The organism is Allobosea sp. P4_C6 (genome assembly GCF_056402015.1).
Genome location: NZ_JBFUIF010000010.1, coordinates 130,532 through 155,977 on the forward strand (window position 1 = coordinate 130,532; position 25,446 = coordinate 155,977).

29 protein-coding genes and 1 pseudogene are annotated in these 25,446 nt (G+C 65.8%); 14 read left to right on the forward strand and 16 right to left on the reverse strand.

From position 1 onward, the window contains the following. Positions 1-11: 11 nt before the first annotated feature. Positions 12-743, forward strand: coding sequence for a cellulose biosynthesis protein BcsS (gene bcsS / locus AC1DVA_RS10155; protein ID WP_476805817.1), 732 nt, complete (start codon positions 12-14; stop codon positions 741-743). A gap of 62 nt (positions 744-805) precedes the next feature. On the opposite strand, the gene AC1DVA_RS10160 is transcribed toward bcsS, so the two are convergent. The 4 genes from AC1DVA_RS10160 to AC1DVA_RS10175 are packed head-to-tail and all read right to left on the reverse strand — an operon-like array spanning position 806 to position 4,072. Continuing rightward, positions 806-2,407, reverse strand: coding sequence for an NTP transferase domain-containing protein (locus tag AC1DVA_RS10160; protein WP_476805818.1), 1,602 nt, complete (start codon positions 2,405-2,407; stop codon positions 806-808). 12 nt (positions 2,408-2,419) lie between these two features. Then, complete coding sequence (locus AC1DVA_RS10165; protein ID WP_476805819.1) at positions 2,420-3,112, reverse strand: XdhC family protein; 693 nt, start codon at positions 3,110-3,112, stop codon at positions 2,420-2,422. A 5-nt stretch (positions 3,113-3,117) separates the two neighbouring features. Then, positions 3,118-3,747, reverse strand: coding sequence for a LysE family translocator (locus AC1DVA_RS10170; RefSeq protein WP_476805820.1), 630 nt, complete (start codon positions 3,745-3,747; stop codon positions 3,118-3,120). Between the two features lies 1 nt (position 3,748). Continuing rightward, entirely contained in the window at positions 3,749-4,072 is a 324-nt protein-coding gene (locus AC1DVA_RS10175) for an XdhC family protein (protein ID WP_476805821.1), read from the reverse strand. Positions 4,073-4,233: 161 nt separating this feature from the next. On the opposite strand from AC1DVA_RS10175, the gene AC1DVA_RS10180 reads away from it, so the two are divergent. Next, a complete protein-coding gene (locus AC1DVA_RS10180) occupies positions 4,234-4,893 on the forward strand; it encodes an alpha/beta fold hydrolase (protein ID WP_476805822.1) in 660 nt (219 codons plus the stop codon). Here the strand turns inward: AC1DVA_RS10180 and AC1DVA_RS10185 are convergent. The 3 genes from AC1DVA_RS10185 to AC1DVA_RS10195 are packed head-to-tail and all read right to left on the reverse strand — an operon-like array spanning position 4,883 to position 7,465. Beyond that, positions 4,883-6,100 carry a vWA domain-containing protein gene (locus AC1DVA_RS10185; protein WP_476805823.1) on the reverse strand — a complete coding sequence of 406 codons (1,218 nt, stop codon included), beginning with the start codon at positions 6,098-6,100 and terminating at the stop codon, positions 4,883-4,885. The genes AC1DVA_RS10180 and AC1DVA_RS10185 overlap by 11 nt on opposite strands. A gap of 16 nt (positions 6,101-6,116) precedes the next feature. Continuing rightward, positions 6,117-6,494 (reverse strand): nuclear transport factor 2 family protein, encoded by a 378-nt coding sequence (locus AC1DVA_RS10190; protein WP_265053930.1) that lies wholly within the window; start codon positions 6,492-6,494, stop codon positions 6,117-6,119. Positions 6,495-6,544: 50 nt separating this feature from the next. Then, the gene (locus AC1DVA_RS10195; protein WP_476805824.1) at positions 6,545-7,465 is read right to left on the reverse strand and encodes an AAA family ATPase; all 921 of its coding nucleotides are present in this window, start codon (positions 7,463-7,465) and stop codon (positions 6,545-6,547) included. Positions 7,466-7,586: 121 nt separating this feature from the next. Between AC1DVA_RS10195 and AC1DVA_RS10200 the strand changes: the two genes are divergently transcribed. Beyond that, positions 7,587-7,940 (forward strand): nuclear transport factor 2 family protein, encoded by a 354-nt coding sequence (locus tag AC1DVA_RS10200; protein ID WP_265053932.1) that lies wholly within the window; start codon positions 7,587-7,589, stop codon positions 7,938-7,940. A gap of 130 nt (positions 7,941-8,070) precedes the next feature. On the opposite strand, the gene AC1DVA_RS10205 is transcribed toward AC1DVA_RS10200, so the two are convergent. From AC1DVA_RS10205 to AC1DVA_RS10215, 3 genes are all read right to left on the reverse strand, one after another. After that, complete coding sequence (locus AC1DVA_RS10205) at positions 8,071-8,877, reverse strand: FAD binding domain-containing protein (protein ID WP_265053933.1); 807 nt, start codon at positions 8,875-8,877, stop codon at positions 8,071-8,073. A gap of 17 nt (positions 8,878-8,894) precedes the next feature. Continuing rightward, positions 8,895-11,258 (reverse strand): xanthine dehydrogenase family protein molybdopterin-binding subunit, encoded by a 2,364-nt coding sequence (locus tag AC1DVA_RS10210; RefSeq protein WP_265053934.1) that lies wholly within the window; start codon positions 11,256-11,258, stop codon positions 8,895-8,897. Between the two features lie 97 nt (positions 11,259-11,355). After that, on the reverse strand, positions 11,356-11,868 hold the full coding sequence (locus AC1DVA_RS10215; RefSeq protein ID WP_265053935.1) for a (2Fe-2S)-binding protein: 513 nt from the start codon (positions 11,866-11,868) through the stop codon (positions 11,356-11,358). Between the two features lie 335 nt (positions 11,869-12,203). On the opposite strand from AC1DVA_RS10215, the gene AC1DVA_RS10220 reads away from it, so the two are divergent. Further along, entirely contained in the window at positions 12,204-13,538 is a 1,335-nt protein-coding gene (locus AC1DVA_RS10220) for a methyl-accepting chemotaxis protein (RefSeq protein ID WP_320109558.1), read from the forward strand. A gap of 10 nt (positions 13,539-13,548) precedes the next feature. Here AC1DVA_RS10220 and AC1DVA_RS10225 read toward each other — a convergent pair whose 3' ends face one another. From AC1DVA_RS10225 to AC1DVA_RS10235, 3 genes are all read right to left on the reverse strand, one after another. Next, positions 13,549-14,001, reverse strand: coding sequence for an SRPBCC family protein (locus AC1DVA_RS10225; RefSeq protein WP_265053936.1), 453 nt, complete (start codon positions 13,999-14,001; stop codon positions 13,549-13,551). A gap of 250 nt (positions 14,002-14,251) precedes the next feature. After that, positions 14,252-14,770 carry a flavin reductase family protein gene (locus AC1DVA_RS10230; RefSeq protein WP_265053937.1) on the reverse strand — a complete coding sequence of 173 codons (519 nt, stop codon included), beginning with the start codon at positions 14,768-14,770 and terminating at the stop codon, positions 14,252-14,254. 142 nt (positions 14,771-14,912) lie between these two features. Beyond that, the gene (locus AC1DVA_RS10235) at positions 14,913-15,602 is read right to left on the reverse strand and encodes a GntR family transcriptional regulator (RefSeq protein ID WP_476805833.1); all 690 of its coding nucleotides are present in this window, start codon (positions 15,600-15,602) and stop codon (positions 14,913-14,915) included. Positions 15,603-15,790: 188 nt separating this feature from the next. Here AC1DVA_RS10235 and AC1DVA_RS10240 point away from each other — a divergent pair, with 188 nt between their 5' ends. The 9 genes from AC1DVA_RS10240 (at position 15,791) to AC1DVA_RS10280 (ending at position 24,077) form a co-directional block, all read left to right on the forward strand. Then, entirely contained in the window at positions 15,791-16,117 is a 327-nt protein-coding gene (locus AC1DVA_RS10240) for a cupin domain-containing protein (protein WP_476805825.1), read from the forward strand. Further along, positions 16,114-17,346 (forward strand): NAD(P)/FAD-dependent oxidoreductase, encoded by a 1,233-nt coding sequence (locus AC1DVA_RS10245; RefSeq protein ID WP_476805826.1) that lies wholly within the window; start codon positions 16,114-16,116, stop codon positions 17,344-17,346. The genes AC1DVA_RS10240 and AC1DVA_RS10245 overlap by 4 nt, the downstream gene beginning before the upstream one ends. A gap of 428 nt (positions 17,347-17,774) precedes the next feature. Further along, complete coding sequence (locus tag AC1DVA_RS10250; protein WP_265053940.1) at positions 17,775-18,698, forward strand: ABC transporter permease subunit; 924 nt, start codon at positions 17,775-17,777, stop codon at positions 18,696-18,698. 4 nt (positions 18,699-18,702) lie between these two features. Continuing rightward, positions 18,703-20,088 carry a high-affinity branched-chain amino acid ABC transporter permease LivM gene (gene livM, locus AC1DVA_RS10255; protein ID WP_476805827.1) on the forward strand — a complete coding sequence of 462 codons (1,386 nt, stop codon included), beginning with the start codon at positions 18,703-18,705 and terminating at the stop codon, positions 20,086-20,088. Continuing rightward, entirely contained in the window at positions 20,088-20,942 is an 855-nt protein-coding gene (locus tag AC1DVA_RS10260; protein WP_265053942.1) for an ABC transporter ATP-binding protein, read from the forward strand. Before livM ends, AC1DVA_RS10260 begins: the two co-directional genes overlap by 1 nt. Beyond that, positions 20,939-21,670: an ABC transporter ATP-binding protein gene (locus AC1DVA_RS10265; RefSeq protein ID WP_265053943.1), complete on the forward strand. Its 732-nt coding sequence runs from the start codon at positions 20,939-20,941 to the stop codon at positions 21,668-21,670. Before AC1DVA_RS10260 ends, AC1DVA_RS10265 begins: the two co-directional genes overlap by 4 nt. A 125-nt stretch (positions 21,671-21,795) precedes the next feature. Continuing rightward, positions 21,796-22,170 carry a DUF6867 family protein gene (locus AC1DVA_RS10270; RefSeq protein ID WP_265053944.1) on the forward strand — a complete coding sequence of 125 codons (375 nt, stop codon included), beginning with the start codon at positions 21,796-21,798 and terminating at the stop codon, positions 22,168-22,170. Between the two features lie 129 nt (positions 22,171-22,299). Then, positions 22,300-23,415 carry a branched-chain amino acid ABC transporter substrate-binding protein gene (locus AC1DVA_RS10275; RefSeq protein ID WP_265053945.1) on the forward strand — a complete coding sequence of 372 codons (1,116 nt, stop codon included), beginning with the start codon at positions 22,300-22,302 and terminating at the stop codon, positions 23,413-23,415. 176 nt (positions 23,416-23,591) lie between these two features. Further along, the gene (locus AC1DVA_RS10280; RefSeq protein WP_476805828.1) at positions 23,592-24,077 is read left to right on the forward strand and encodes a GNAT family N-acetyltransferase; all 486 of its coding nucleotides are present in this window, start codon (positions 23,592-23,594) and stop codon (positions 24,075-24,077) included. A 42-nt stretch (positions 24,078-24,119) separates the two neighbouring features. On the opposite strand, the gene AC1DVA_RS10285 is transcribed toward AC1DVA_RS10280, so the two are convergent. Beyond that, positions 24,120-24,542, reverse strand: coding sequence for an HXXEE domain-containing protein (locus AC1DVA_RS10285; protein ID WP_476805834.1), 423 nt, complete (start codon positions 24,540-24,542; stop codon positions 24,120-24,122). Then, positions 24,481-24,843 carry a hypothetical protein gene (locus tag AC1DVA_RS10290; RefSeq protein WP_476805829.1) on the reverse strand — a complete coding sequence of 121 codons (363 nt, stop codon included), beginning with the start codon at positions 24,841-24,843 and terminating at the stop codon, positions 24,481-24,483. Before AC1DVA_RS10290 ends, AC1DVA_RS10285 begins: the two co-directional genes overlap by 62 nt. 95 nt (positions 24,844-24,938) lie before the next feature. Here AC1DVA_RS10290 and AC1DVA_RS10295 point away from each other — a divergent pair, with 95 nt between their 5' ends. Beyond that, positions 24,939-25,118 (forward strand): hypothetical protein, encoded by a 180-nt coding sequence (locus tag AC1DVA_RS10295; RefSeq protein WP_265053948.1) that lies wholly within the window; start codon positions 24,939-24,941, stop codon positions 25,116-25,118. Positions 25,119-25,293: 175 nt separating this feature from the next. Here AC1DVA_RS10295 and AC1DVA_RS10300 read toward each other — a convergent pair. Continuing rightward, positions 25,294-25,446 (reverse strand): annotated as a pseudogene (locus AC1DVA_RS10300) (IS30 family transposase); the annotation flags it as partial.

Sequence of the window (25,446 nt, forward strand, 5' to 3'; positions counted from 1 at the left end):
CGGGGGCGTGCGTGGCGTATGGGTGGGGCAAGGCCGGTTTGGCCGGGTTGGCGATCGTCTTCGCCGCCGCTGCGTTCGATTCGGCCAGAGCGGAAGAAGACGAGGACGAGTATTCGCCTATTTCCATGGTGATATTCGGCTCGATGGAAGCGGGCCCGACCAAGACCTTCGTATCGGTCGGCATGAAGCGTGCCATCGGGGGCGGAATTGCCGATAGTGGCTTCCGGCTCTTCCTGAAGGCCGGAGGATCGCAGGAACAGACGCGGCGGTCCTCTCCTCACGGCACCACCTACAAGGCCGAGTCGCAGGCGATGCTGGGCTATGAATGGCGCATCCGCGACAGCTTTCTCGCCGTGTATGCCGGCTCCGACACCGAACGCGAGCAGCGGATCGAAACCTTTGGTCCCTCGCTGGTTTCGACCCGCTACGGCGCCCGCCTCCAGGCCGATCTCTGGGCCGTGCCTGCCGATGGCATGATGCTGCAGGCCAATGCTTACGGCTCGTCACTCAACGGCCGGCTCTGGGCCCGCCTCGCGCCCGGCTGGCAGATGCCTGCCGGCTTTTATCTGGGTCCGGAAATCGAAGCCTATCGCGAGCGCGATTATCGCAAGCTGCGGCTCGGGCTTCATCTCACCGGCCTGCGTTTCCTCGGCCTCGAATGGCGCCTGTCCGGCGGCTGGCAGAATACGAGCGACCGGCCTTCGGAGGCCTACGGCACGCTGGGGCTGCATTGGCTGCGCTGAGGCATTTTCGAGCGAAGCGGACACTCATCGGCATCGAGAAAATGCGATGAAATATGCTGGGCTCAGCTCTGCAGCGCTCGCAAGGCCTCGGGCGTATCGACATCGATGGCGATCGCCGGGTCCTCGAACGCGACCTCGACCACCCGCTCGCCGGCCTCGTCGAGCAGCCGCCTCGCACCACGATCTCCCGTGAGAAGCGACACCGCCGGAAAGATTTCCCGCGCCAGCAACACCGGATTTCCGCGCTGGCCGAACAACGTCGGCACCACGGCGAGAGCTTCGGGTCGCATCGTATGGGCTGCGACGAGTTGCTCGATGACCTGGGGAGTCACATTCGGCATGTCGCCGAGCGAAACCACCGCGCCCTGGACCCCATTCGGCAAGGCAGCGATTCCAGACTTCAGCGAGCTTGCGAGACCTGAGGCGTAATCAGGATTGTACACGATCCGGACCGGCAGATCCGCCAGCGCGGCGGTAACGGCGTCCCGTTCATGGCCCGTGACGACGAAGACGGGTGAAAGGCCGGCCTCCAGCTGGGCTTCAGTGGCGTGGCGCAGGATCGGCTTGCCGCGCAGCGGCTGGAGCAGCTTGTTCCGGGCGCCCATGCGCGTCGACAGCCCGGCGGCAAGGACGATGCCCGCGACCGAGCCGCCTGCGCTGTGTCCGGGCGCACGAGGTTGCGGCCGCGAGACGATTTCCATCAGCAGCCCGCCGACGCCCATGCGCTGGACATCGGCCTTCTCCACCCGGATGCCGGCAAGGCTGCGCTGCAGCACCCAGTCGAAGCTGTTCTCCTTCGGCGAGCGGGCACAGCCCGGCGCCCCGATCACCGGCTTGCCACCGAGCCTGCCGAGCATCAGCAGGTTGCCGGGATCGACCGGCATGCCGAGATGCTCGACCTCGCCACCAGCTTCCACGAGCGCTTGCGGAATGACGTCGCGCCGGTCGGTGATGGCCGAGGCGCCGAATACGACGATGATGTCGGCCTCGCCCCCCGCCTGCTCGGCGATTGCCCTCGCCAACGGCTCCGGCTCATGCGGCACGCGCTTGTCGGCCGACAGGATGGCCTGCGCGGGCGCCAGCCGGTCCTGCATGATGCGCAGCGTCTTGTCGACGACGCTCGGCTTCAACCCCGGCAACAGGGTCGAGATCACCGCCACCCGGGATGGGCGATAGGGCGCGATCGCGATGGCCGGCCCCTCGCCGAGCGCCGCGAGCGCCTCGGCCACCCGCGCCTCGGCCACGGCGTAGGGAATGATCTTCACCGTCGCGACGAGTTCGCCCACGACCACCGCCTTGAGCGCCGGCAAGGTCGCGACCGTGATCGCCTCGTCCACCATGTTGAAGGCATCGATGGCCGCGACGTCGAGCCTCAGCACGCCGGCCGTGGCCGCGAACAGGTTGACCCGGCCGGTGAAGGGGGCTTCGGCGGCGATGGCCTCGCCGACCATATGCGAGGCCAGCCGCTCGGCCGCGGCATTCTCGCCGATGTCGCCGGTTTCGAGCCTGACGGCGACGATCTCGGTGATGCCGGCCTCCTGCAGCCGTGCAGCGAGGTCCGCGGTGATGGTCGCGCCTTTCTTCACCGTCGTTCCGCCCGCGCGGATGGTGTGCGCGGCGATGCAGCCGACGGCCTCGGCGCTGGCGACCGGTCCGAATTTCATCGCCTTCGCCTCTCAGGCCGGCTTGCGGCGTGGGCCGCGCAGGGTCGCGACGATCTCGGCGAGGATCGCAAGCGCGATCTCGGCCGGCGAGACCGCACCGATGTCGAGCCCGATCGGCGCATGGATGCGTTCGATGGCGGCGGCGTCGAAACCGGCCGCCGTCAGGCGCTCGACGCGCTTGGCATGCGTCTTCCGGCTTCCGAGTGCGCCGACATAGAAGCAGTCAGAGCGCAGTGCAGCCTCCAGGCCGGGATCGTCGATCTTGGGGTCGTGGGTCAGCGCGACGAAGGCGGTGTAGCCGTCGAGGCCAATCCGGCCGATGGCCTCCTCCGGCCACTCCGCCAGCAGCTCGGTCTGCGGAAAGCGCTCGGGTGTGGCGAAGGCGGTGCGCGGGTCGATGACGACGAGGTCGAGATCGAGCGTCTTCGCCATCGGCGCCATCGCCTGCGAAATATGGACCGCGCCCGTCACGACGACACGCGGATGCGGGGCCTGCACGGTCAGGAAATACGAGGCGCCATCCGCCTCCACCATGCCGCTCTTGCCCATCCGCAGCTGCCGTTCGAGCGGCTCTGCCAGCGGATCGCCAGCGATCGCCGCCTGCTTGACGAGACGCTGGGCGCCACTGGCGAGATCGGTGACGAGGATGGTCGCGCGGCGCGCCTGCCGCTCGGCATTGAGCGTCGCGAGGACGGAAAGATCCACGCGGCTCAGCCCCTGTCCGTCGCCAGCTTCAGGCCCAGCCCGATCATCAGCGAGCCGCCGATCCAGCGCCCGAAAGCGAAGCCGGCCTTGGTCTTCTTCATCGCGCCCACGACGAGGGAGGCGCCGAAGACGGTGACGAGGTCAGCCGAGGAAAAGGCGAAGTTCACGATCGTCCCGAGGATCAGGAACTGCACCCAGACCGGCAGCGAACCAGCGGGATCGACGAACTGCGGCAGCAGCGCGATGAAGAACAGCGCAACCTTCGGGTTCAGGACCTCGACGATCAGCGAATCGAGCAGCGCGCGCTTCACCGTCTTCGGCGGCGAAACCGGCTGGTCGGGCGCGCCGAGACGCGAGCGGATCATGCCGATGCCGATCCAGATCAGGTAGAGCGCGCCGGCAACCTTCACCGCCACATAGAGCTCCGGCACATGCTTGAACACGGCCGAAAGGCCGAAGGCCGCGGCGAAGACATGCAGATAGCAGCCGAGATGGATGCCGAGCATCGCCATCAGGCCGGCCTTGCGGCCGTGGCTGATCGTCTGGGCGGCGGTGTAGAGCAGCGCCGGCCCCGGAAAATAGGCAACGAGGATCGTCACCGTCGCGAAGGCGATCAATGTTTCCCAGGAGGCCATCTCAGTTCACCTTCTCGACATAGACCTTGATGCGCCCGCCGCAGGAGAGGCCGACCTTCCAGGCCGTCTCGTCGGCGACACCGAATTCCAGCGTCCGTGCCTTGCCGTCGGCGATCACTTCGGCGGCCTCGGCAACCACAGCGCCCTCGACGCAGCCGCCGGAGACCGAGCCGACGAAATTGCCTTCGCCGTCGATGACGAGATGCGAGCCGACCGGGCGCGGCGCCGAGCCCCAGGTCTCGACCACCGTCGCGATCGCGACTTGCCGGCCGGCGCGGCTCCAATCCTCGGCGGCACGCAGGATGTCGGTGTCGGTGCTGATCATGGCCCGTGCCTGTTGCGGATGACGCGGAAACAAATTCGATCTTATGCGCCAATGCCCCATCGCCGTCGAGCGAGCCGGGCACGGCCGTTATGTGAAGCTGACATATGTGCTAGCGCTCTGCCGAGTTCAAACGCCCTTCCCTCTCCAGACCCGAGGAACCCATGGCCGCAACCGGCCGCCGCGATGGCGTGGTCCTGCTGCACGGCATCCTGCGGCGCGCGGCTTCCATGAAGCTGCTCGAGCAGGCGCTCGCCGGCGAAGGATACCGCGTCCTCAATCTCGACTATCCCTCGCGCCGGCAGAGCCTGTCGGAGATCGTCGAAGGCCTATCCGGCGCCATCTCCGCCTTCGAGGCTGGGCTGGACGGAGAGCTTCATTTCGTCACCCACTCGATGGGTGGGCTGGTCGCACGCGCCTGTCTCAACCGCTTCCGCCCGGCGCGGCTCGGGCGCGTCGTCATGCTGGCGCCCCCGAACGAGGGCAGCGAGGTCGCGGACCTGCTGGCGCGGAACTGGTTCTATCGCAGCGCTTTCGGCCCGGCCGGCGAGCAATTGACGACACGGCGCAGCGAGGAGCTGTGCCAGTTGCTCGGGGCCGTCGATTACCCGCTGGGCGTCATCGCCGGAGACAGGTCGTTGTATGTGTTCGCCTCGCTGGTCCTGCCGGGGGCCAATGACGGGCGCGTCTCGGTCGAGCGGACCCGCGTCGCCGGCATGGCGGACCATATCGTTCTGCCTACGAGCCACCCCCTGATCATGCGTGATCCGGAGGCGATAGCCCAGACCATCCACTTCCTGCAGAACGGCCGCTTCAGGCGCTGAGCGCCGGCATCTGCGCCCGCTTCAGCCACAGGCGCGGATCGTTCTCGCGTCCCACCTCCTGCGAGAGCGCCGCGCAGAGATCCGTCATCGCCGCGAGGTTGTGGATCGGCCGGAACGAATCGACGTGCGGCAGCATCGCCCGGATGCCGCTGGCGCGCGCCGCGAAGGCCTCGTAACGCAGCAGCGGGTTGAGCCAGACCAGTTGCCGGCAGGACCGGTGCAGCCGGTCCATCTCGAAGGCGAGACTGTCGTCGAGATGCCGTTCCAGCCCGTCGGTGAAGAGCAGCACCACAGCCCCGCCCGCCAGCACCCGTCGCGACCAGACGCGATTGAACTCGTGCAGCGCCGTAGCGATGCGCGTGCCGCCCTCCCAGTCCGGCGCGGCCTTGCCGGCGAGCGCCAGCGCCTCGTCGGGATCTCGCGCCCGCAGCATCCGGCTGACATTGGTGAGCCGCGTACCGAACACGAAGGAGTGGACGCGTCGGCGCTTCTCGGTCAGTGCATGCAGGAAATGCAGGAAAATGCGCGAATATTCCGCCATCGAGCCGGAGATATCGACCAGCGCCACGATCGGCGGATGAACCTCCCGCCGCTCGCGAAAAGCGAGATCGATCGAACCGCCCCCGCCCCTGAGCGATTGGCGCAAGGTCTGGCGCAGATCGACATTCCGGCCGCGCGCCGTCGGCTTGAACCTGCGGGTGGTGATGCTGTCGTCCGGCAGCCGCAACTCGGCGATGAGCTGCTTGGCGCGCGCGATCTCGGCCGCGCTCATCTGGGCGAAGTCGCGAGACTTCAACATCTCGCGATCCGAGACGGTGAGCCGCGCCGTGAGTTCGGTCAGCTCGGCAGGCGGCTCGTCGTCGCGGGTCGGCGGCGCGAAGGCCTCCGCCACGCGCAGCGCCCCGGCCTCCGCCTTCTCGGGCTGTCTGTCCCCGGCAGGCGAGGTCGGCGTCATCTGCGCCATGATCTTTTCGATCAGGTTGCGCCTGCGCCAGAACAGCCGGAACGCCTGATCGTAGATCGCGCTATCCTCGTGCTTCTTCACGAAGATCGCATGCAGCGCCCAATAAACGTCGTCGCGCTCGCCGAGCGCGCCTTCTGCCAGCGCCTCCACGGCCTCCACGACGGCGCCCGGCCCGACCGGCAGCCCCGCCATGCGGAGCGCACGGGCGAAATAGGCGACGTTCTCCGAAAGCTTGCCGGTCATCGCTGCCCGCCTGACTTCAACTCCGCGTCTCGGTCATGAACACCTTCTGGACGATCTGCCAGCGGCTCTCGATCTTCAGGAGCGAGAGCAGGTCGGTGAAGTAGCGCGGCGGCATCTGGCACTTGACCTTGACCAGCGCGAGTGTCGGCCCGACCAGATCGATCGTGAGGATGTGGTCGTCGCGCTGCAGCCCGGCGGACTTCGGCGCGGGCCGGTTGCGAACGGCCTCGAGCCATTCTTCGCGCGGCACAATCTGGATCGTCCCGTCCTCGCGCGCCGTGGTGAGCGCGCTGGTCGGATGGAAGACATGGGAGAGCTTCTCGGTATCGCCCTCATAGAGCCCATCGAGATAGGTCCGCACCGTCGCTTCCACCGCCTTGATGTCCGCGTTCATGGCATCCTCCTCACGCTCTGCTTCGGCGATTTATACGAAAGACAAGCCCGTCAGCGGCCGACCTCGGCCTTGGCCTGATCCAGCAGCTCCTTCACCTTGGAACCCTGCATCGCCTGGATATCGTCCTGGTATTTGAGCAGCGCGCCCAGCGTATCGGAGACGATGGCCGGGTCGAGCGCGACCGCATCGAGCTCGACCAGCGCCGTCGCCCAGTCGAGCGTCTCTGCCACGCCCGGCGCCTTGAACAATTCCTCCTTGCGGATCGCCTGCACGAAACCGACGACCTGCTTCGAAAGCTTCACGGGCGCATCCGGCACCCGCGCCTTCAGGATGGCGAGCTCGCGGGTGGCATCGGGATAGCCGACCCAGTGATAGAGGCAGCGGCGCTTCAACGCGTCATGGATCTCGCGCGTGCGGTTCGAGGTCAGGATCACGATGGGTGGCTCGGCGGCCTTTACCGTGCCGAGCTCGGGGATCGTCACCTGCGCATCGGCCAGCACTTCCAGCAGGAAGGCCTCGAAAGCCTCGTCGGTGCGGTCGAGTTCGTCGATCAGCAGGATCGGCGCCCCGCCCTCCTGCGGTTCGAGCGCCTGCAACAGCGGGCGCTTCACCAGATATTTCTCCGAGAAGATGTCGCCTTCCAGCCGCTCGCGATCCTCCGCGACGCCGCCCGCCTCGGCGAGGCGGATCGCCATCATCTGCCCGGCATAGTTCCACTCGTAGACCGCGGAAGCGAGGTCGAGCCCCTCATAGCATTGCAGCCGGATCAGCCGCCGGCCCAGGCCCGCTGCCAGCACCTTGGCGATCTCGGTCTTGCCGGTGCCGGCCTCGCCCTCCAGCAGCAGCGGCCGCTTCATCCGGAGCGCCAGGAACAGCACGGTCGCGAGCGCGCGATCCGAGACGTAACCCTGCGACTGGAGCAGGGAGAGGGTCGCGTCGATGGAGGCCGGAATGCGGGAGGCGTTCAGCATGCTTGATCTCTATCGCGGCAGCCTTGGCGAAGGAAGGTATGGGACCGCAGGGCCATGCTGCTGACATGGCAGGGCGTTACCCATCCTAGCGTCTCCCGCACGGACAACGGAGCGCACCATCATGACCACCGAACAGATCGCCAAGGACTTCGTCGCCCTGCTCAAGGAGGGAAAGCACGACGAGGCCGCCAGCATCTTCAACGCCGACGACATCGTCAGCTACGAGAACATGCCTGGGCCGATGGCCGTCTGCCGCGGCAAGGAGGCCGTCAAGCAGAAGAGTGAATGGTGGGCCGCCAACCATGACGTGAACGACTTCGGCTGCGAGGGTCCCTATCTCAACGGCAACCAGTTCGCGGTGCTTTTCCATGTCGACGTCACGGTCAAGGAAACCGGCGAGCGGCAGAAGATGGACGAGGTCGGCCTCTATACCCTCAGGGACGGCAAGGTCGTCGAGGAACGGTTCTTTTATTGACGCGCCTCGCGTCATTCCCGGGCCAAGCGAGGCGCAGACCCGGGAATCTCGTGACGAGAAGGCGCTGATGGGCGCCCTCTCCGGCCTGAGATGCTCGGGTCAGGCCTAAGCATGACGCGCGATGGCCAACTCAGGCTTTTCCCGTCGCCTGTGCCACGGCCTCCTTGGCCATGACGCCGATCAGATGGGCGCGGTACTCGGGATCGGCATGCATGTCGCCATTGATCCCCTTCGCCGTATGCTTGAGACCGTCGAGCGATTTCGGCGCGAAGCGGGCCTTGAGCGCGACCTCGGCCTCCGGCCAGCGGAAGACGCCGCCCTCGCCCGCACCCGTCACCGCGACGCTGATATCGCTGCCGCGCTTGGCGACGAAGACACCGACCATCGCATAGCGCGAGGCCGGGTTGCGGAACTTGGCATAGCCCGCCTTCGAGACCAGCGGGAACGAGATCTTGGTGACGATCTCGCCCTCTTCCAGCGCCGTCTCATAGAGCCCGGTGAAGAATGCCTCGGCGGAAAGCTTGCGCTGGTTGGTGATGATCGTGGCGCCGAGCGCCAGCAGCGCGGCGGGATAGTCCGCGGCCGGGTCGTTGTTGGCGACCGAGCCGCCGATCGTGCCGCGATGGCGCACATGCGGATCACCGATATGCCCGGCGAGATAGGCCAGCGCCGGGATCGCTTCCCGCACCTCGGCCGAATCCGCGACCTCGGCATGGGTCGTCATCGCGCCGATGACGATGTTGCGGCCCTTGCGCGCGATGCCCTTGAGATCGGCACAGGCGCCAAGATCGACGAGAGCGGTCGGCGCTGCCAGCCGCTGCTTCATCGTCGGCAGCAGGGTGTGGCCGCCGGCCAGCAGCTTGGCGTCCTCCTTCTTGGCGAGCAGCGTCGCCGCCTGCCGGGCGCTGGTGGGCTTGTGATAGGTGAAAGCGTACATTTGCTTGTCCTTTCAGCTCACTCGGCCGCCAGGCGGCTGATCGACTTCTGCGCCGCGCGCCACACCGCCTGCGGCGTGGCGGGCATCGCGATGTCCTCATGGCCGAGCGCGTCGGTGATGGCGTTGATGACGGCGGGCGGCGAGGCGATGGCGCCGGCCTCCCCGCACCCCTTGATGCCGAGCGGGTTCGACGGGCACGGCGTCACGGTCATGCCGACATCGAAGGACGGCAGATCGTCGGCGCGCGGCATGCAGTAGTCCATGAAGCTCGCCGTCACGAGCTGGCCGTCGCTGTTGTATCGAGCGCCTTCCAGCAGCGCCTGGCCGATGCCCTGGGCGATGCCGCCATGCACCTGCCCCTCGACGATCATCGGGTTGATGACGTTGCCGAAATCGTCGACTGCGGCCCAGCGCTCGATGGTGGTGACGCCGGTATCCGGATCGATCTCAAGCTCGCAGATGTGGACGCCCGCCGGGAAGGTGAAATTGGTCGGGTCGTAGAACGCCCCCTCCTTCATTCCCGGCTCCAGCTCCTGCCCGTTGAACTTGTGCGCGACATAGGCCTGCAGCGCGCAGGAGCCGAAATCGAGCTTGCGGTCGGTGCCCTTCACCGAGAAATGCCCGTCCGCGAAATCGATATCGGCCTCGTCGGCCTCCAGCACATGGGCTGCGACCTTCTTGCCCTTGGCGATCACCTTGTCGAGCGCCTTGAAGATCGCCGACATGCCGACCGCGCCGGAGCGCGAGCCATAGGTGCCCATGCCCATCTGCACTTTGTCAGTGTCGCCATGGATGATCGAGACATTGTCGATCGGTATACCGAGCCGGTCCGAGACGAGCTGGGCGAAGGTCGTTTCATGGCCCTGGCCATGGCTGTGCGAGCCCGTCAGAACCTCGACCGTGCCAACCGGATTGACCCGGACCTCCGCCGATTCCCACAGGCCGACGCCCGCGCCGAGCGAGCCGACCGCCGCCGAAGGCGCGATGCCGCAGGCCTCGATATAGGACGAGAAGCCGATGCCGCGCAGCTTGCCCTTGCGGGCTGAGTCGCGCTTGCGCTTGCCGATCCCCTTGTAGTCGATGATCTCCAGCGCCTTCTTCAGCGAGGCCGGGTAGTTGCCGGCGTCGTACATCATGATGACCGGCGTCTGGTGCGGGAACGTCCTGATGTAGTTCTGCATCCGGAACTTGGCCGGGTCCTTGCCGAGCTGGCGCGCGGTGACCTCGATCAGGCGCTCGACCACGAAGGTCGCCTCGGGGCGCCCGGCGCCGCGATAGGCATCGACCGGCGCGGTGTTGGTGTAGACGGCGTCGACCTCGCAATAGATCGCCGGGATGTCGTACTGGCCCGACAGCAGCGGCGCGTAGAGATAGGTCGGCACCGAGGAGGAGAAGGTCGAGAGATAGGCGCCGAGATTGGCGGTGGTCTTGACCCTTAGGCCCAGGATCTTGCCCTCCGCGTCGGTAGCGAGTTCCGCATGAGTGACGTGGTCGCGGCCATGCGCGTCGGACAGGAAGGCCTCCGTCCGGTCCGCCGTCCACTTCACCGGTCGGCCGACCTTCTTCGCGGCCCAGACACAGACGGTCTCCTCGGCATAGATGAAGATCTTCGAGCCGAAGCCGCCGCCGACATCCGGCGCGATGACGCGCAGCTTGTTCTCCGGCGCGATGCCGATGAAGGCCGAGAGCACGAGCCGCGCCACATGCGGGTTCTGGCTGGTGGTGAACAGCGTGAAGACGCCGTCGCCCGCATCGTAGTCGCCGACGGCCGCGCGCGGCTCCATCGCATTCGGCACCAGCCGGTTGTTGACGAGATCGAGCCTGGTGACGTGCTTGGCAGCCTTGAAGGCCTTCTCTGTCGCGTCCTTGTCGCCGAGATGCCAGTTGAACACCGTGTTGTCGGGCGCCTCGTCATGGACGACGGTCTTGGCGCCCGCCGCCGTGGCGGTATCGACCACCGCCGGCAGTTCCTGATAGTCGACCGTGATCGCCTCGGCGGCGTCGCGCGCCTGCGCCAGCGTCTCGGCCACCACGACGGCGACATGGTCGCCGACATAGCGCACCTTGCCCTGGGCCAGCGCCGGGTGCGGCCCGGCGCGCATCGGCGAGCCATCCTTGTTGTGGATCATCCAGCCGCAGATCAGGCCACCGATCTTGTCGGCGGCGAGATCGGCCCCGGTGAAGATGCCGAGCACGCCTGGCATGCCGGCGGCGGCCTTGGCATCGATCGACCCGATCTTGGCATGCGCATGGGGCGAGCGCAGGAAATAGGCGTGCGCCTGGCCCGGACGATTGACGTCGTCGGTGTAGCGCCCTTGGCCGGTGATGAAACGATGATCTTCCTTGCGGCGGACTGCGGCGCCGATTCCGGTGACGGACATGGTGTTCCCTCCTCGCACGGCACCTCTGGCGGGCGCCTCACTGCATGGAACGCAAAGACAGACGCGAAACCCGAGCCCATGGGCGCGGGCAGATGCTTCACTCGGCTGCGCGGCGTGGGGCCTCACGGTCCTTCAGCGATCCACCGGCCATGGCTTCGGCCCCGGCGGCGATCGCCTTGACGATGTTGTGGTAGCCCGTGCAGCGGCAGATGTTGCCGTCGAGGTCTTCGCGGATCGTCTTCTCGTCGAGATGGTGGCCACGCCGGTTCACGATGTCGATCGCCGACATGATCATCCCCGGGGTGCAGAAGCCGCACTGCAGGCCGTGATGCTCGCGGAAGGCCTCCTGCATCGGATGCAGCGCACCGTCCTGCGCCAGCCCCTCGATCGTCATGACGGAAGCGCCGTCCACGGAGACGGCGAGCATCGTGCAGGATTTCACCGCCTTGCCGTCGAGATGCACGAGGCAAGCGCCGCACTGGCTGGTGTCGCAGCCGACATGGGTGCCGGTCAGTCGGAGATTCTCTCGCAGGAACTGCACCAGAAGGGTGCGCGGGTCGACATTGGCGGTGACGGCCTTGCCGTTCACCGTCAGCGAAACAGTGGTCATGAGCACATCTCCTGTGACCCGTCTCTGATGCCCGTCCATCCCCCCCTGGGCCTGGATCGGGCTGAGCCCTTCGGATTGCTTCGCCCCATCGGGCAGCTTTTCCTTGGAATAGCTCAAAAACGAGTGTGGACCCGCACTTTTTCCGGGTCAAGCCGGATGCGCTTTGGGAATGCCCTGCGTTTCCAGACGAATCCCGGCGGTTTTCCATCCGGAACGCAACTTGCCGGACTTTGGCGGGACTTTCGGAGCATTGGAGATTTTTTAAGGGTATTCGCGCAGTTTCGGCGCTCGTGCCCGCTTTTCCGGTTACGAACGAGGGTTGCAGCTTGCCCCTGATGATGGAACAGATTCAGCGTAGGCTGCACGCCATCGGCTATGGCGAGAAGCAGCGAGCGCGCCTCCGTCTCTACCGGCCGATCGTCGACGACGTGATCGACAAGCTGGTCGTCGCCGATTTCGAGCGCGCCTTCACCATCCACAGCGACCTGCACAAGAGCGTCGCGCCCGTGGCTGAGGTGCTCTATCCGGCCTCTGCGGCGCATTTCCGCCTGCTGTTCGAGGGCGATCTCGACGAAGCCTATATCGCCTCGATGGAGCAGCTCTGCCGGCTCGAGCGGCAGGCGAATGTCCGCGCCAGGGCACGCGCCTCGAGCGCATTCTCGCTCGTCCGCGAGCTGTGCCTGGAAAGCCGTCGGCGTTCCCTGTTCTCGCCCCGGCAATTCGCCGAGGATCTCTTCCTCATCGAGCGCATCCTGACCTACGACGTCAACACTGCGATGACCGTCAATCAGGAGCTTGAGGAAGACGACGCGCGCCGACGTTCGGCCGCACTCGACCAGGCGGCCGTCACGTTGCGCAGCCGCATCGGCAGCCTCGACGACACGATCAGCGACGCCGTCGAGCAGTTCGTCTCGACTGCCGCCGAGACCGGCCGCACAACGGCCTTCATCAAGGACACGGTCGGCAAGGTCGCCAGCGCTTCGGTGGTCGTGCGGGAAAAATCGATCCAGACCGCCGCAGCGACGGAGGAGATGTCGGCCAACATCGCCGATATCGGCCAGCGCGCGCGGCAAAGCCTGTCGATCACCCATCAGGCCGTCCTCGATGCCGGACAGATGAACGAGGCCATCGCCCGCCTGCGAGAGGTGACCGGCAATATCGGCAAGGTCGTCGGCATGATCGCCGACATCGCGGCGCAGACCAATCTCCTCGCCCTCAACGCCACGATCGAGGCGGCTCGCGCCGGCGAGTCGGGCCGCGGCTTCTCCGTCGTCGCCTCCGAGGTGAAATCGCTGGCGACGCAGACCGCGAGCGCAACGCAGGACATCGCCGGCCAGATCGCCGAGCTCACCGCGAGCGCCGAGGCCTGCAGCGCCCATGCGGCAGCGATCGCCGCCACCGTCGACGCCATCCGGCTGGATTCGGAGGCGATTTCGGAAGCCGTCACCCAACAGAGCAAGGTCACCGCGATGATCGCGCATGACGCTTCACTGGTCGCTGACAGCTCTGATGCCGCGATCGAGAGCGCCAACGCCGTCAACGACAGCCTGGACATGACGCAGGTCGCGCTGGAACGGGCCAATGCCGCCGCGGCGGATGTCGCCCTTCAGGTCGGCGCGGCCGAGACGGCCGTCGCCCAGGCGCTGGACGCGCTGCGCAAGGCTTCGTGAGGCGAAGGCGTCAGCCCTCGCTGACCGCCTTGGCGAAATTGGCGAAGAACTCGTCGGCCAGCTTCTTCGAGACCGAATCGATCAACCGCGAGCCGAGCTGCATCAACTTGCCGCCGACCTGTGCCTCAACCTCGTAACGCAGCAGCGTCTGGCCGCCCTCGGCATCGCTCAGATGCACCCGCGCCCCGCCCTTGGCGAAGCCGGCGATGCCGCCCTCGCCCTCGCCGGCGATACGGTAGCCGTTCGGCGGATCGAGCTCGCTCAGTTCGACCTTGCCCTTGAAGGTCGCCTTCACCGGCCCGAGCTTGATCTTCACCACCGCCGAGAGATGCGTGTCATCGTCCTTGCTGAGCTGGTCGCAGCCGGGGATGCAGGCCTTCAGCACCTCGGCATCGTTCAGCTTGGCCCAGACCACCTCTTTCGCCGCGGGCAACGTCGCCTCGCCGCTCATCGTCATCGCCATCATGCATCTCCCAGCTCTGCAGCCGCAGCTCGGACGATCACGGCCGGCGCGGTTCGAAGGCTATCCAGTTCCCTATCCATGGTCGCAAAGCGCCCGCCTGCACAAGAGGTGGGAGAACCGGCCAGCTGCTAACGGGGCACACACCAGTGCCTCGCCTAGGCCGGCGCACAGTCGACGCGCCTTGCCGACCACTTGGCGCGCCACGCAAAGCATGTTCGTGCCGAGCCGAAGTCCGGGCGCTGCCGAGAAATCAAACCGACCGGAACTGCCGGTCGCGATAGATCAGGCCGGCACCCTGCCCGGCCCCGGCGATGCCCACGACCTCGCCGATCAGAATGCGGTGGCTGGCGATGTCGTAAGTGGAGACCAGCCGGCAGTCGAAGGCGGAAACCGCGTCGAGCAGGACCGGCGAGCCGGTTGCCAGCGTATCCCAGCGTGCCGTCATGAACCGAGCCTCGCCGTCGATGCCGCGCCGGCTCGCGAAAATCTCGGCGAGCTCGACCAGATCGGCCGGCAAGGTGTTGATGCAGAAGGCGCCGCTCGCCTCGATAGCGGCCAGCGTCCGGCTCGTCCGGGCGATGCAGGCGAGCACCGTCGGTGGCGAATCCGACACCGAAGCGATGGCCGTCGCCGTCAGCCCCGTCCGGCCATCCGGCCCCTGGGTGGTGACGACATGCACCGCGCTGACGACCTGCGCCATCGCATCGCGGAAGGCAGTTGCATCCGGACGCTCCAGAGCAGGCGGCAAGGGGTGAACGGTCTTCGTCATGGACTCGGTCGGCTCGATGTTCCGGATCAGACGGATAGGCTGACGATGTAGAGGCTCGGGGCCCCGAACACCAGACGCAGCGGCGTCGGAATGAGGGGGCGCTTCGTCCATAGATATATCAGGACCGGCAAGAAGCTCGCCCCTATCGACCGAGCATCGCCAGAAGACCTTTGCGAAGATGCGCCATCAGGGCGTCGCTTGCCGCCATGGCCGCGGTGGAATCCGCGCCGGCAATCGCTTGGGCGAGCCCGCCATGGAGCAGCGCGGCAGGCACGAGGTCGTCCTGTCGTTCGAAATGATACCAGGCGCGCCGGATCAGCGCCTGCAGGGGCTCGACGGCGCGAGTGGCGTAGGGGCTCCGCGCCGCCTGGCCGACCAGTGTGTCGAGTTCCTTGTCCAGCCGCATATAGCCCGCGGCATCGCCCCTCTGGGCCGCCTGCCGCATGGCCTTCGCCGCCTCCACGATCGCGATCCGTTCGTCCGGACCGGCGCGCTTTGCCGCCTCGCCTACGACAAGACGCTCCAGAACCTCGCGCGCATCGAGCGCGGCGATGATGTCGATGGCGCTGATATCGGCGACGAGGACGCCCTTGCGCGGCAGGATCTCGACCATGCCATGCTGCGCCAGCCGGATCAGTGCCTCGCGAACCGGCGTGCGGCCGAGGCCGACGAGATCGATCAGCTGGGCCTCGGTCAGCCCGGCGCCGGGGCGCAGCGAAAGCGTCACGATCGCCTCCTCCAGCCGCCGGTAGGCGATATCGGAGAGGCTTTCTCCTGCCTTGGCGCCATGCCCCGCGCCGCGCTTCGCCTCGTCAGCCGCCTTTCGCTTCATCACGTCCCCATTCGCCGCCGCGGCAGCTTGACCGTTGTCGCGAGCTTGATATATCAAAAGAGATATATCAAGCTCGGTGGGCATTGGCGGCAAACCGCCTTGGGACAAATAGGCCGGCTCCTTCAGGCGGCATCCGATAGGCGATGCGGGCGGAACGCCGGCCGACGCTCTGGTGAGGAGACTTCTGGATGGCCTTCGCCTGCTCGATTCCCGCCATGCCGACCGTCCAGCAGGACGACGAAACCGTCAGGATCACGCGTTGGGATTTCGAGCCGGGCGCGGTGACCGGCTGGCATGAGCATGGCTGGCCCTATTTCGTGGTGATGCTGGTCGCCGGCACGCTGCGCATCCACAACGGCACCGAGGTCACGGACGTCCCGTTGGCGCAAGGCCAGTCCTATATGCGCCCGGCCGGCATCCGCCACGATGTCATGAACGGCTCCGATCATCCCATCGCCTTCGTCGAGATCGAGGTGAAGCAGCCTTCCGCCCTGAAGGAGCTCGCTCKCTCATGAAGGTCGCGATCGTCGGAGCGGGCATCGTCGGCGTCGCCGCCGCCCACGCGCTCCTCGACGAGGGGCACGAGGTGCTGATCGTCGAGCGCGAAGAGCCGGCCTTCGGTCCCTCGCGCGGCAACGCCGGCTGGATCGCCCATACCGACATCCTGCCGATCGCCAGCCCCAAGGTGCTGCGGCAGGTGCCGAGATTCCTCGCCGATCCGCTCGGTCCGCTCAGCATCCGCCCGGCCTATCTGCCGAAGCTGCTGCCCTGGCTCGCGCGTTTCGTGCTGGCCTCGCGGCCGCAGGCCTATGAGCGCTCGATTATCGGGCTCGCCGCGCTGCAGAAGCTCGCCTTGCCGGCCTGGCTCGCCCGCACTGAACGCACGAAACTCTCCCACCACATCCATCGCAAGGGCGGGCTATACGTCTTCGACGATGCCGGAGCGCTGGCCGCGGCGCGCAAGGTCGCGCAGCGACAGGCCGCCTTCGGGATCAAGGTCGAGATGATCGGCGCAGACGAACTGCGCCAGCTCGAACCTGCCCTCAAGCGCGCCTTTGTCGGCGCCGCCTTTCACCCCGACGCCGCTCATATCAGCGACCCGCATCAGCTCACCCTTGCCCTGTTCGAAGCGGCGCTGGAACGTGGCGCCGTCTTCGAGAAGGCGGAGGTCGGCAACGTCTCGCTGGGTGAGCGCCCTGCCCTGATCGGCCCGGATGGCTGGCAGCGCGTCGTCGATCGCGTCGTCGTCGCGGCCGGCGCCTGGGCGAAGCCATTGGCAGCCGCGCTCGGCGATGCCGTCCCGCTCGACACAGAGCGCGGCTACAATGTCAGCTTCCCGGGCGTCGCCGGCCTGCTGTCGCGCCCGGTCGGCTTCGAAGGCCACGGCTTCGTCGCAACGCCGCTCGACTCAGGCTTCCGCATCGGCGGCGCCGTCGAGTTCGGCGGGCTCAAGGCGCCGCCCAACCATGCCCGCACACGCCGCCTCTACGGCAAGGCGGCCGGTCTGATCGACGGGCTGCCGCCCTTCGACAGCGGCAAGCTCTGGATGGGCTTCAGGCCGTCCCTTCCCGATTCGCTGCCGGTCATCGGCCCGGCGCGCCGGAATCCGCGCGTCATCTATGCCTTCGGCCACGGCCATTACGGCATGACGCAATCTCACGCGACGGCAGATCTCGTCGCCGCCCTCATCGCCGGAAGGCAGCCACCGATCGACCTCTCTCCCTTCAGCGCCACGCGGTTCTGACATGACGACGCCCGGCCCGATCATTCACATCAATGGCTGGCCGGGAACGGGGAAGCTGACGATCGTACGCGAACTGGCCAGCCTGCTTGGCGCTCGCCCGCCACGCCGATTGTCGAATGAGCATGGGAAGGTCCCTGGCAGCCCAACCGGCATCTCGAAAACCTATCTCGCGAGCTTGTCTGGCCTCTGGCGCACAGCGGCAGGCCGCGCAACACGCAATCATCATGCGCCAAAACCACGCTACGGCGCAGAGTATTCTGCACAATTTCGAGGCGTTTCGTTCGTAATTGCTTTTGACAGAAATTTGGCGCGGAGCGATTGTCGCTGGCGCAAGCCATTGGTAGCTCTGCATGGAAATCGCATCCCGCATGCGTCAGCGTCATGCTGATGACGAGAACGGGAGCTGGTTCGAGGGGTCGGCGTCGTCAATGGAAGTCTTTCTGCAGCAGCTCATCAACGGGCTGACACTGGGATCGATCTACGGTCTCATCGCCATCGGCTACACGATGGTCTTCGGCATCATCGGCATGGTGAACTTCGCCCACGGCGACATCTTCATGCTCTCGGCCTTCATCGCGCTGATCTTCTTCATGCTGATCACCGCGGTCGTCGGCACCGGGGCGGGCATGGTCATGCTGGCGCTCGTCCTCGTCCTGGCACTGGCGATGTTCTTCACCTCGCTGTGGAACTGGGCGATCGAACGCGTCGCCTATCGGCCGCTGCGCGGCTCCTTCCGCCTCGCCCCGCTGATCTCGGCGATCGGCATGTCGATCTTCCTGATGAACTTCGTGCAGGTCGTGCAGGGCCCGCGCAACAAGTCGATCCCGCCGCTGCTCAACAAGTCGATCACCCTGATCGATAGCGCGACCTACTCGGTGCAGATCTCCTACAAGCAGATCGTCATCATCGTGACGACGGCGGTGCTGCTCGCCGCCTTCTGGTACATCGTCCAGAAGACGCCGCTCGGCCGCGCCCAGCGCGCCTGCGAGCAGGATCGCAAGATGGCCGCCCTCCTGGGCATCGACGTCGACCGCACCATCTCGATCACCTTCGTCATGGGCGCCGCCCTCGCCGCGGTCGCGGGCGTGATGTACCTCGTGCTCTACGGCGTGGTGAACTTCGCCGACGGCTTCACGCCGGGCGTCAAGGCCTTCACCGCGGCGGTGCTCGGCGGCATCGGCTCGCTGCCCGGCGCCGTGATCGGCGGGCTGCTGATCGGGCTGATCGAGGTCATGTGGTCGGCCTATTTCACCATCGACTACAAGGACGTCGCCGCCTTCGCCATCCTGGCCATCGTGCTGGTCTTCATGCCCTCCGGCATCCTGGGCCGTCCCGAAGTCGAGAAGGTCTGACGCCATGGCGAAGCAACAGACCACGGCCACGGCCGCGCCCGGACGCGATTTCAAAGCGGCCCTCAAGGAGGCCGGCTTCGCCGCCTTCGTCACGCTCGGCCTGTGCATCCCGATCGTCGCATGGGGCACGCGCCAGAACATGGACAACGTGCTGGTGCTCGATCCGCGCTGGGAGGCTGTCGCCTGGGCGGTCGGCATCGTCTTCGTCGGACGCCTGCTGGTGGCGCTGCGCCAGCAGGGACGCAAGGAAGGCAAGGCCACCGTCCGCATCCTGCCGCACGGCACCATCGCCTTCTTCCAGCGCCATTCGCGCGCCTTCTCGCTCTTCGGCCTCGGCTTCCTCGTCACCTTCCCGGCCATCGCGGTCGGGCTCGCCGGCTGGGGCGGCGCGCTGAAGTGGATCGACAATTTCGGCGTCCAGATCCTGATCTACGTCATGCTCGGCTGGGGGCTGAACATCGTCGTCGGCCTCGCCGGCCTGCTCGATCTCGGCTATGTCGCCTTCTACGCCGTCGGCGCCTATTCCTACGCGCTGCTCGCCAAGAATTTCGGCCTGTCCTTCTGGATCCTGCTGCCGATGGCCGGCATTCTCGCCGCCTTCTGGGGCATGCTGCTCGGCTTCCCGGTGCTGCGTCTGCGGGGCGACTACTTGGCCATCGTGACGCTGGCCTTCGGCGAGATCATCCGCCTCGTCCTGGTCAACTGGACCGAGTTCTCGAACGGCTATGCAGGCATCTCCGGCATTCCGCGCCCGACCTTCTTCGGCATCCCCTTCACTGCGGCGGATAACGGGTTCGCAGCGACGTTCGGGCTCGAATTCTCGCCACTCTACCGAACGATCTTCCTCTACTACGTCATCCTCTGTCTCGCCCTGCTGACCGCCTTCGTCACGCTGCGCCTGCGCCGCCTGCCGGTCGGGCGCGCCTGGGAGGCCCTGCGCGAGGACGAGATCGCCTGTCGCTCGCTCGGCATCAACACCACCAACACCAAGCTCACCGCCTTCTCGATCGGCGCAATGTTCGGCGGCTTCGCCGGGGCGTTCTTCTCGGCCCGGCAAGGCTTCATCTCGCCTGAATCCTTCGTCTTCATGGAATCGGCGGTCATTCTCGCCATCGTCGTCCTCGGCGGCATGGGCTCGCTCTGGGGCTGCGCCATCGCGGCGATCGCGATGGTCGGCGGCACCGAGCTGCTGCGCGAGCTCGAATGGATGAAGCAGATCTTCGGCAACGACTTCGACCCGACGAAGTACCGCATGCTGATCTTCGGCTTCGCCATGGTCGTGATCATGATCTGGAAGCCGCGGGGCCTGATCTCGACGCGCGAGCCCACCGCCTTCCTTGCCGAGAAGAAGGCGATCTCGGCCGATCTCGTCCAGGAGGGGCACGGCTGATGGCCTCCACCGCTTCCCACGGACGGGCCCTGCTCGAGGTCGAGCAGGTCACCATGCGCTTCGGCGGCCTCACCGCCGTCAACGCCCTCTCCTTCGCCGCCCGCAAGGGCGACATCACGGCGCTGATCGGCCCCAACGGCGCCGGCAAGACCACCGTCTTCAACTGCATCACCGGCTTCTACAAGCCGACGCAGGGCATGATCTCGCTCAACCATGACGACGGCTCGAGCTACCTGCTCGAGCGCATGCCGGACTTCCGCATCTCCTGGAGGGCCAAGGTCGCCCGCACCTTCCAGAACATCCGCCTCTTCGGCGGCATGACCGTGCTGGAGAACCTGCTCGTCGCCCAGCACAACCCGCTGATGGCCGCCTCGGGCTTCACCTTCCTCGGCGTGCTCGGCATCGGCGGCTACAAGGCCCGCGAGAACGAGGCGATCGAGAAGGCCAAGTTCTGGCTCAACAAGATCAACCTCACCCATCGCGCCGACGACCCCGCCGCCGACCTGCCCTATGGCGACCAGCGCCGGCTCGAGATCGCGCGCGCCATGTGCACCGATCCCGTCCTGCTCTGCCTCGACGAGCCGGCCGCCGGCCTCAACCCGCGCGAGAGCCTCGAACTCAACAACCTGCTGCTCTCGATCCGCAAGGACCTCGGGACGGCGCTGCTGCTGATCGAGCACGACATGTCGGTGGTGATGGAGATCTCCGACCACGTCGTGGTGCTCGACTACGGCACCAAGATCGCCGACGGCACACCCGCCGAAGTACAGGCAGACCCGAAGGTCATCGCCGCCTATCTCGGCGTCGACGACGAAGAGGTCGAAGTGGTGGAAGCGGAGGTCGGCATCTCGTGACTGTGGCCCAGCCTCTCCTCGCCGTCCGCGGCGTCAAGACCTATTACGGCAAGATCATCGCGCTGAAGGGCGTCGACATCGACGTCAACGCCGGCGAGATCGTTACCATGATCGGCGCCAACGGTGCCGGCAAATCCACCCTGATGATGACGATCTTCGGCAGCCCGCAGGCGCGCGAAGGCTCGATCACCTATGAGGGCCGCGACATCACCAGGATGCCGAGCCACGAGATCGCGCGTCTGGGAATAGCGCAGTCCCCCGAGGGACGGCGCATCTTCCCGCGCATGACGGTGTTCGAGAATTTGCAGATGGGCGCCGCCGTCCGCAACTTCGCGCATTTCGACGAGGATCTCGAGAAGATCTGCGTGCTCTTCCCGCGCATCAAGGAGCGGCTGCAGCAGCGCGGCGGCACGCTCTCGGGCGGCGAGCAGCAGATGGTCGCGATCGCGCGCGCGCTGATGGCGCGCCCGAAGCTGCTCCTGCTCGACGAGCCTTCGCTCGGCCTCGCCCCGCTGATCGTGAAGCAGATCTTCGAGGCGATCCGCGAGCTCAACAAGACGCAGGGGCTGACCGTCTTCCTCGTCGAGCAGAACGCCTTCCACGCGCTGAAGCTCGCCCATCGCGGCTACGTCATGGTCAACGGCGTCATCACCATGAGCGGCTCGGGCAAGGAACTCCTCGCCAACCCGCAGGTGCGCGCCGCCTATCTTGAAGGCGGCCGGCATTGAGCCCCGGCGGCCGGACGATGCGCCGGCCGCTGCAACTTTTTGATGAGAGACGGCTGCACGCCACCCATGCCATCGCTGTGGTGATGTCAGCCGCTTCCAAAGCCGAATGAAGCCGGGAGCAAGAGATGCAGGGCATCCTCTACGAAGAACCGACGGTCTGGCTCTTCCTGCTGGTCACGGTGATCATGGGCGGCTGGCTCGCCTGGATGTCGGGGCGCGCCATCGCGCTGACCTGGCGGCCGAACTGGCAGCTCGTCGTCTACATGCTGATCCTCGGCCTGTTCGTGCGCTTCATCCATTTCGCGCTGTTCCAGGCTACGCTGCTGACGCTGCATTACTACATCGTCGACACCATCGTGCTGCTGATCTTCGGTTTTGCCGGCTGGCGCTACAACCGGGCGAAGCAGATGACGCGGCAATATCACTGGCTCTTCGAGCGCACCGGCCCCTTCGGCTGGAAACCGCGCGCCGGGGCCGAAATTCGACCAGAATTGCTCTGAAGAGCTCACGAGCTTGTCGCGTGACACACCATCGAAAAAGCGCAAGACTGCGGCTTCCGGTGGCGAAAACGCGCCGAGACGGGCGGACCGTCCAGCCCGTTGATCAATCATAGAGGGGAGTTGCATCTCATGAAGAAACTGCTGTTGGGCGGTATTGCGCTTGGCGCGGTCCTCGCCATGTCCGGCGTGGCCAATGCGCAGATCAAGCTCGGCGTCGGCGGCCCGATCACCGGCCCCAATGCCGCGTTCGGCGCGCAGCTCAAGAACGGCGCCGAGCAGGCGGTCGAGGACATCAACGCCGCTGGCGGCGTCCTCGGCCAGAAGATCACGATCTCGGTCGGCGACGACGTCTCCGATCCGAAGCAGGGCGTCTCGGTCGCCAACAAGTTCGTCGGCGACGGCGTGAAATGGGTCCTCGGCCACTTCAACTCCGGCGTCACCATGCCGGCTTCGGAAGTCTATGCCGAGAACGGCATCCTGATGATCTCGCCTTCGGCCACCAACCCGAAGATCACCGAGCGCGGTCTGTGGAACACCTTCCGCACCTGCGGCCGTGACGATCAGCAGGGCAGCGTCGCTTCGGCCTATCTGCTGAAGAACTTCAAGGACAAGAAGATCGCCGTCGTCCACGACAAGACGACCTATGGCCAGGGCCTCGCCGACGAGACCAAGAAGGGTCTCAACGCCGGCGGCGTCAAGGAAGTGCTCTATGAAGGCGTCAACGCCGGTGAGAAGGACTTCTCGGCGCTCGTCTCCAAGATCAAGGCAGCCGGTGCCGACTACCTCTACTGGGGCGGCCTGCACACCGAAGGTGGCCTGATCGTGCGCCAGATGCGCGACCAGGGCCTGAAGACCGTGCTCGTCTCGGGCGACGGCATCACCACCGACGAGTTCGCCACGATCGGCGGCCCCGGCGTCGAAGGCACGCTGATGACCTTCCCGCCGGACCCGCAGAAGCGTCCCGAGGCGGCCGCCGTCGTCAAGAAGTTCGAAAGCAAGAACTTCAAGCCGGAAGCCTACACCCTCTACAGCTACGCCGCCGTCCAGATCATGGCGGAAGGCGCCAAGCGCGCGAACTCCGTCGATCCGAAGAAGATCGCCGAAGCGCTGCATGGCGGCCAGCCGGTCAAGACCGTGATCGGCGACATCGGCTTCGACAAGAAGGGCGACATCACCCGCCCCGACTACACCGTCTACACCTGGAAGAAGGGTGCCGACGGCAAGATCACCTATGTCGAGAACTGATCTCGACGGCTGATCCAGCCTGATATGAAAGAGCCCGCTCCGGACCGTCCGGGGCGGGTTTTTCTTAGATCGGCGACGGTGGCGCGGCGCCTGCGATGAATGTCGGCGAGGGGCGAAAGGTTGACGTGGCACACACAAGTGGAGATGTAGGTGCTGATGCCGTTCGCATCAGGCCCATGGTCGTCGGCGATGAGCGGTCGGTGCACGACATCCACAGCGCGTGCCTGACTCAAACGTTGTCGACGCTCTATTCCCCTGAACAGATCGCGGCTTGGATGCAGGGCCGGACGCCCGAGGGATATCTGAAGGCCGCGACATCCGGCGAGATCTTTTTCGTCGCAGAGACGGTCTCGGGCATAATCGGGTTTGCTTCATGGGAAGATGACGAGCTTCTGGCCCTCTTCGTACATCCTGATTTCCAGGGGCGCGGTGTCGGTTCGCAGTTGTTTGAAGCCTGCATATCGGACGCCATAGCCTCGGGCTCCAGCATCACTCGCGTGAAGGCGGCAAACGGCGCGGTGGCATTCTATGCCAATAGGGGATTTGTATCCGTCGCTCGGGGGAGCGTCGTAAAACACGGCGTCACGATCGAGGACACGCGTATGGTCATCGATCCAGTTCGGTTGGCGTCGCCTCGACGGGAACCGAACTGGAGAGGCTGATACGTCCGCGACGGGGTGGAAAGCGGACGCAGTGCCCGCGGCCTAATGCTCCGGAACTGGTCGTAGCAACTCGGGCTGGAAGAAACGGCTTGCAATTGCCGCTAAGATTATCGGCGCGAAACCGACCACGGCAGCATAAACCAGCAGGCCGGCATTGCCGATCAACCCAGCCTTGAAAAGCCCGTACCCGCCGAAAAGAAAGGCATGGGTAATGGCTCCAGCGGCGTAAGCAACACCTACAACCTTGCCGCTGTACGGCCCGCGGATCGCGGAGGCGTAAATGACCCAGACCGACAGCGGAACAAACAAAACTGCCGCCGTCCAGAGGCCGGTGTTGTAAGCGCCCTCCATGATGCCGCCCGCGGTGTGCACAAGTCCGTTTGCGAAGAGCAGCCCCCAGAAACTAAGGCCAATGAGTACGTTTCGTCGGAAAAGATACGCCGCTAATGGCGCACCAAACCACATCAAAGCGATGTTCACGACGGGGTAGAAACGCCAGCGGGATCGGGCATTCTGGATAGGGCGGAAAGCCAATCTTCTGGCAGATCATTTCCTGAATGGAGTAGTCGAGGCCCAGCACAGGCAGGCTGTATTCCTCGAACTGATGCAGCCAGTACAGCGGCACTGCGAGCCAAACCAGCCACGCTGGATCCCACCAGCGGGACACCTTGGGATTGCTGCGGAACGTGTCGGTGGTCAGCAGGATGGCGAGCATTACAATCGCCCCACCCAATCCAATGAAGGGCCAAACGGTGTAAAACCACATGCGCATCGTCCCCCGGCACCTGTGTCAAGATCGTATTCAAGGGCCGGTCGGATTACCATTGTGTTTGAGACGTTCCGGGGGCGCCCTCAGAAGCGGTGAAGTACGTCATCCGGCGCTGGTACGATATCGGCTTGGCGATGGTCGTGCCCGTCGCAGTCTGGGCGGTCGAAGGTGACCTACTTCCGGTCCAGCGGATACTGCTGCTGAACTTCGCGGTGTTGCTGTTGCACCAATTCGAAGAGATGCGCTGGCTGGGTGGCTCGCCAGGGTTCTGAACGAGGTGTTCAATGGATATGGCTTCATGGCCGACAAAAACACGCGATACCCGTTCGACCCGCAGGAGATGGCAAGGTGGAACCGGGCAAAGCGTCTCACTCGGGCTGGTATCGTCCCCTTGCCCGGCGCAGACGCCTAACAGGCGGAGCTGAACGTCTCCAATGGGTGGCGGGCTCAACTGATCGCCGCAACACACTCGGCGAACCTCTCGGCTGGGGTTTGATAGAGCAAGGTCTTTCTGGGCCGTTCGTTGAGCTGACGGGCGATGGCGCTGAGCTGGGCCTGGCTTTGCAGGGACAGGTCGGTTCCGTGGGGAAGATACTGGCG

Excerpts from the sequence above, each read along its gene's own strand:
- AC1DVA_RS10180 (WP_476805822.1), top strand. The coding sequence starts at position 4,234 with ATGGCCGCAACCGGCCGCCGCGATGGCGTGGTCCTGCTGCACGGCATC.
- AC1DVA_RS10285 (WP_476805834.1), bottom strand. The coding sequence starts at position 24,542 with ATGTGGTTTGGTGCGCCATTAGCGGCGTATCTTTTCCGACGAAACGTA.
- AC1DVA_RS10190 (WP_265053930.1), bottom strand. The coding sequence starts at position 6,494 with ATGAACGCGGACATCAAGGCGGTGGAAGCGACGGTGCGGACCTATCTC.
- AC1DVA_RS10200 (WP_265053932.1), top strand. The coding sequence starts at position 7,587 with ATGACCACCGAACAGATCGCCAAGGACTTCGTCGCCCTGCTCAAGGAG.
- AC1DVA_RS10210 (WP_265053934.1), bottom strand. The coding sequence starts at position 11,258 with ATGTCCGTCACCGGAATCGGCGCCGCAGTCCGCCGCAAGGAAGATCAT.
- AC1DVA_RS10225 (WP_265053936.1), bottom strand. The coding sequence starts at position 14,001 with ATGGCGATGACGATGAGCGGCGAGGCGACGTTGCCCGCGGCGAAAGAG.
- AC1DVA_RS10260 (WP_265053942.1), top strand. The coding sequence starts at position 20,088 with ATGGCCTCCACCGCTTCCCACGGACGGGCCCTGCTCGAGGTCGAGCAG.
- AC1DVA_RS10270 (WP_265053944.1), top strand. The coding sequence starts at position 21,796 with ATGCAGGGCATCCTCTACGAAGAACCGACGGTCTGGCTCTTCCTGCTG.
- AC1DVA_RS10235 (WP_476805833.1), bottom strand. The coding sequence starts at position 15,602 with ATGAAGCGAAAGGCGGCTGACGAGGCGAAGCGCGGCGCGGGGCATGGC.
- AC1DVA_RS10185 (WP_476805823.1), bottom strand. The coding sequence starts at position 6,100 with ATGACCGGCAAGCTTTCGGAGAACGTCGCCTATTTCGCCCGTGCGCTC.
- AC1DVA_RS10195 (WP_476805824.1), bottom strand. The coding sequence starts at position 7,465 with ATGCTGAACGCCTCCCGCATTCCGGCCTCCATCGACGCGACCCTCTCC.
- AC1DVA_RS10205 (WP_265053933.1), bottom strand. The coding sequence starts at position 8,877 with ATGTACGCTTTCACCTATCACAAGCCCACCAGCGCCCGGCAGGCGGCG.
- livM (WP_476805827.1), top strand. The coding sequence starts at position 18,703 with ATGGCGAAGCAACAGACCACGGCCACGGCCGCGCCCGGACGCGATTTC.
- AC1DVA_RS10175 (WP_476805821.1), bottom strand. The coding sequence starts at position 4,072 with ATGATCAGCACCGACACCGACATCCTGCGTGCCGCCGAGGATTGGAGC.
- AC1DVA_RS10280 (WP_476805828.1), top strand. The coding sequence starts at position 23,592 with ATGGTCGTCGGCGATGAGCGGTCGGTGCACGACATCCACAGCGCGTGC.
- AC1DVA_RS10275 (WP_265053945.1), top strand. The coding sequence starts at position 22,300 with ATGAAGAAACTGCTGTTGGGCGGTATTGCGCTTGGCGCGGTCCTCGCC.
- AC1DVA_RS10250 (WP_265053940.1), top strand. The coding sequence starts at position 17,775 with ATGGAAGTCTTTCTGCAGCAGCTCATCAACGGGCTGACACTGGGATCG.
- AC1DVA_RS10245 (WP_476805826.1), top strand. The coding sequence starts at position 16,114 with ATGAAGGTCGCGATCGTCGGAGCGGGCATCGTCGGCGTCGCCGCCGCC.
- AC1DVA_RS10220 (WP_320109558.1), top strand. The coding sequence starts at position 12,204 with ATGATGGAACAGATTCAGCGTAGGCTGCACGCCATCGGCTATGGCGAG.
- AC1DVA_RS10160 (WP_476805818.1), bottom strand. The coding sequence starts at position 2,407 with ATGAAATTCGGACCGGTCGCCAGCGCCGAGGCCGTCGGCTGCATCGCC.
- AC1DVA_RS10230 (WP_265053937.1), bottom strand. The coding sequence starts at position 14,770 with ATGACGAAGACCGTTCACCCCTTGCCGCCTGCTCTGGAGCGTCCGGAT.
- AC1DVA_RS10170 (WP_476805820.1), bottom strand. The coding sequence starts at position 3,747 with ATGGCCTCCTGGGAAACATTGATCGCCTTCGCGACGGTGACGATCCTC.
- AC1DVA_RS10290 (WP_476805829.1), bottom strand. The coding sequence starts at position 24,843 with ATGTGGTTTTACACCGTTTGGCCCTTCATTGGATTGGGTGGGGCGATT.
- AC1DVA_RS10215 (WP_265053935.1), bottom strand. The coding sequence starts at position 11,868 with ATGACCACTGTTTCGCTGACGGTGAACGGCAAGGCCGTCACCGCCAAT.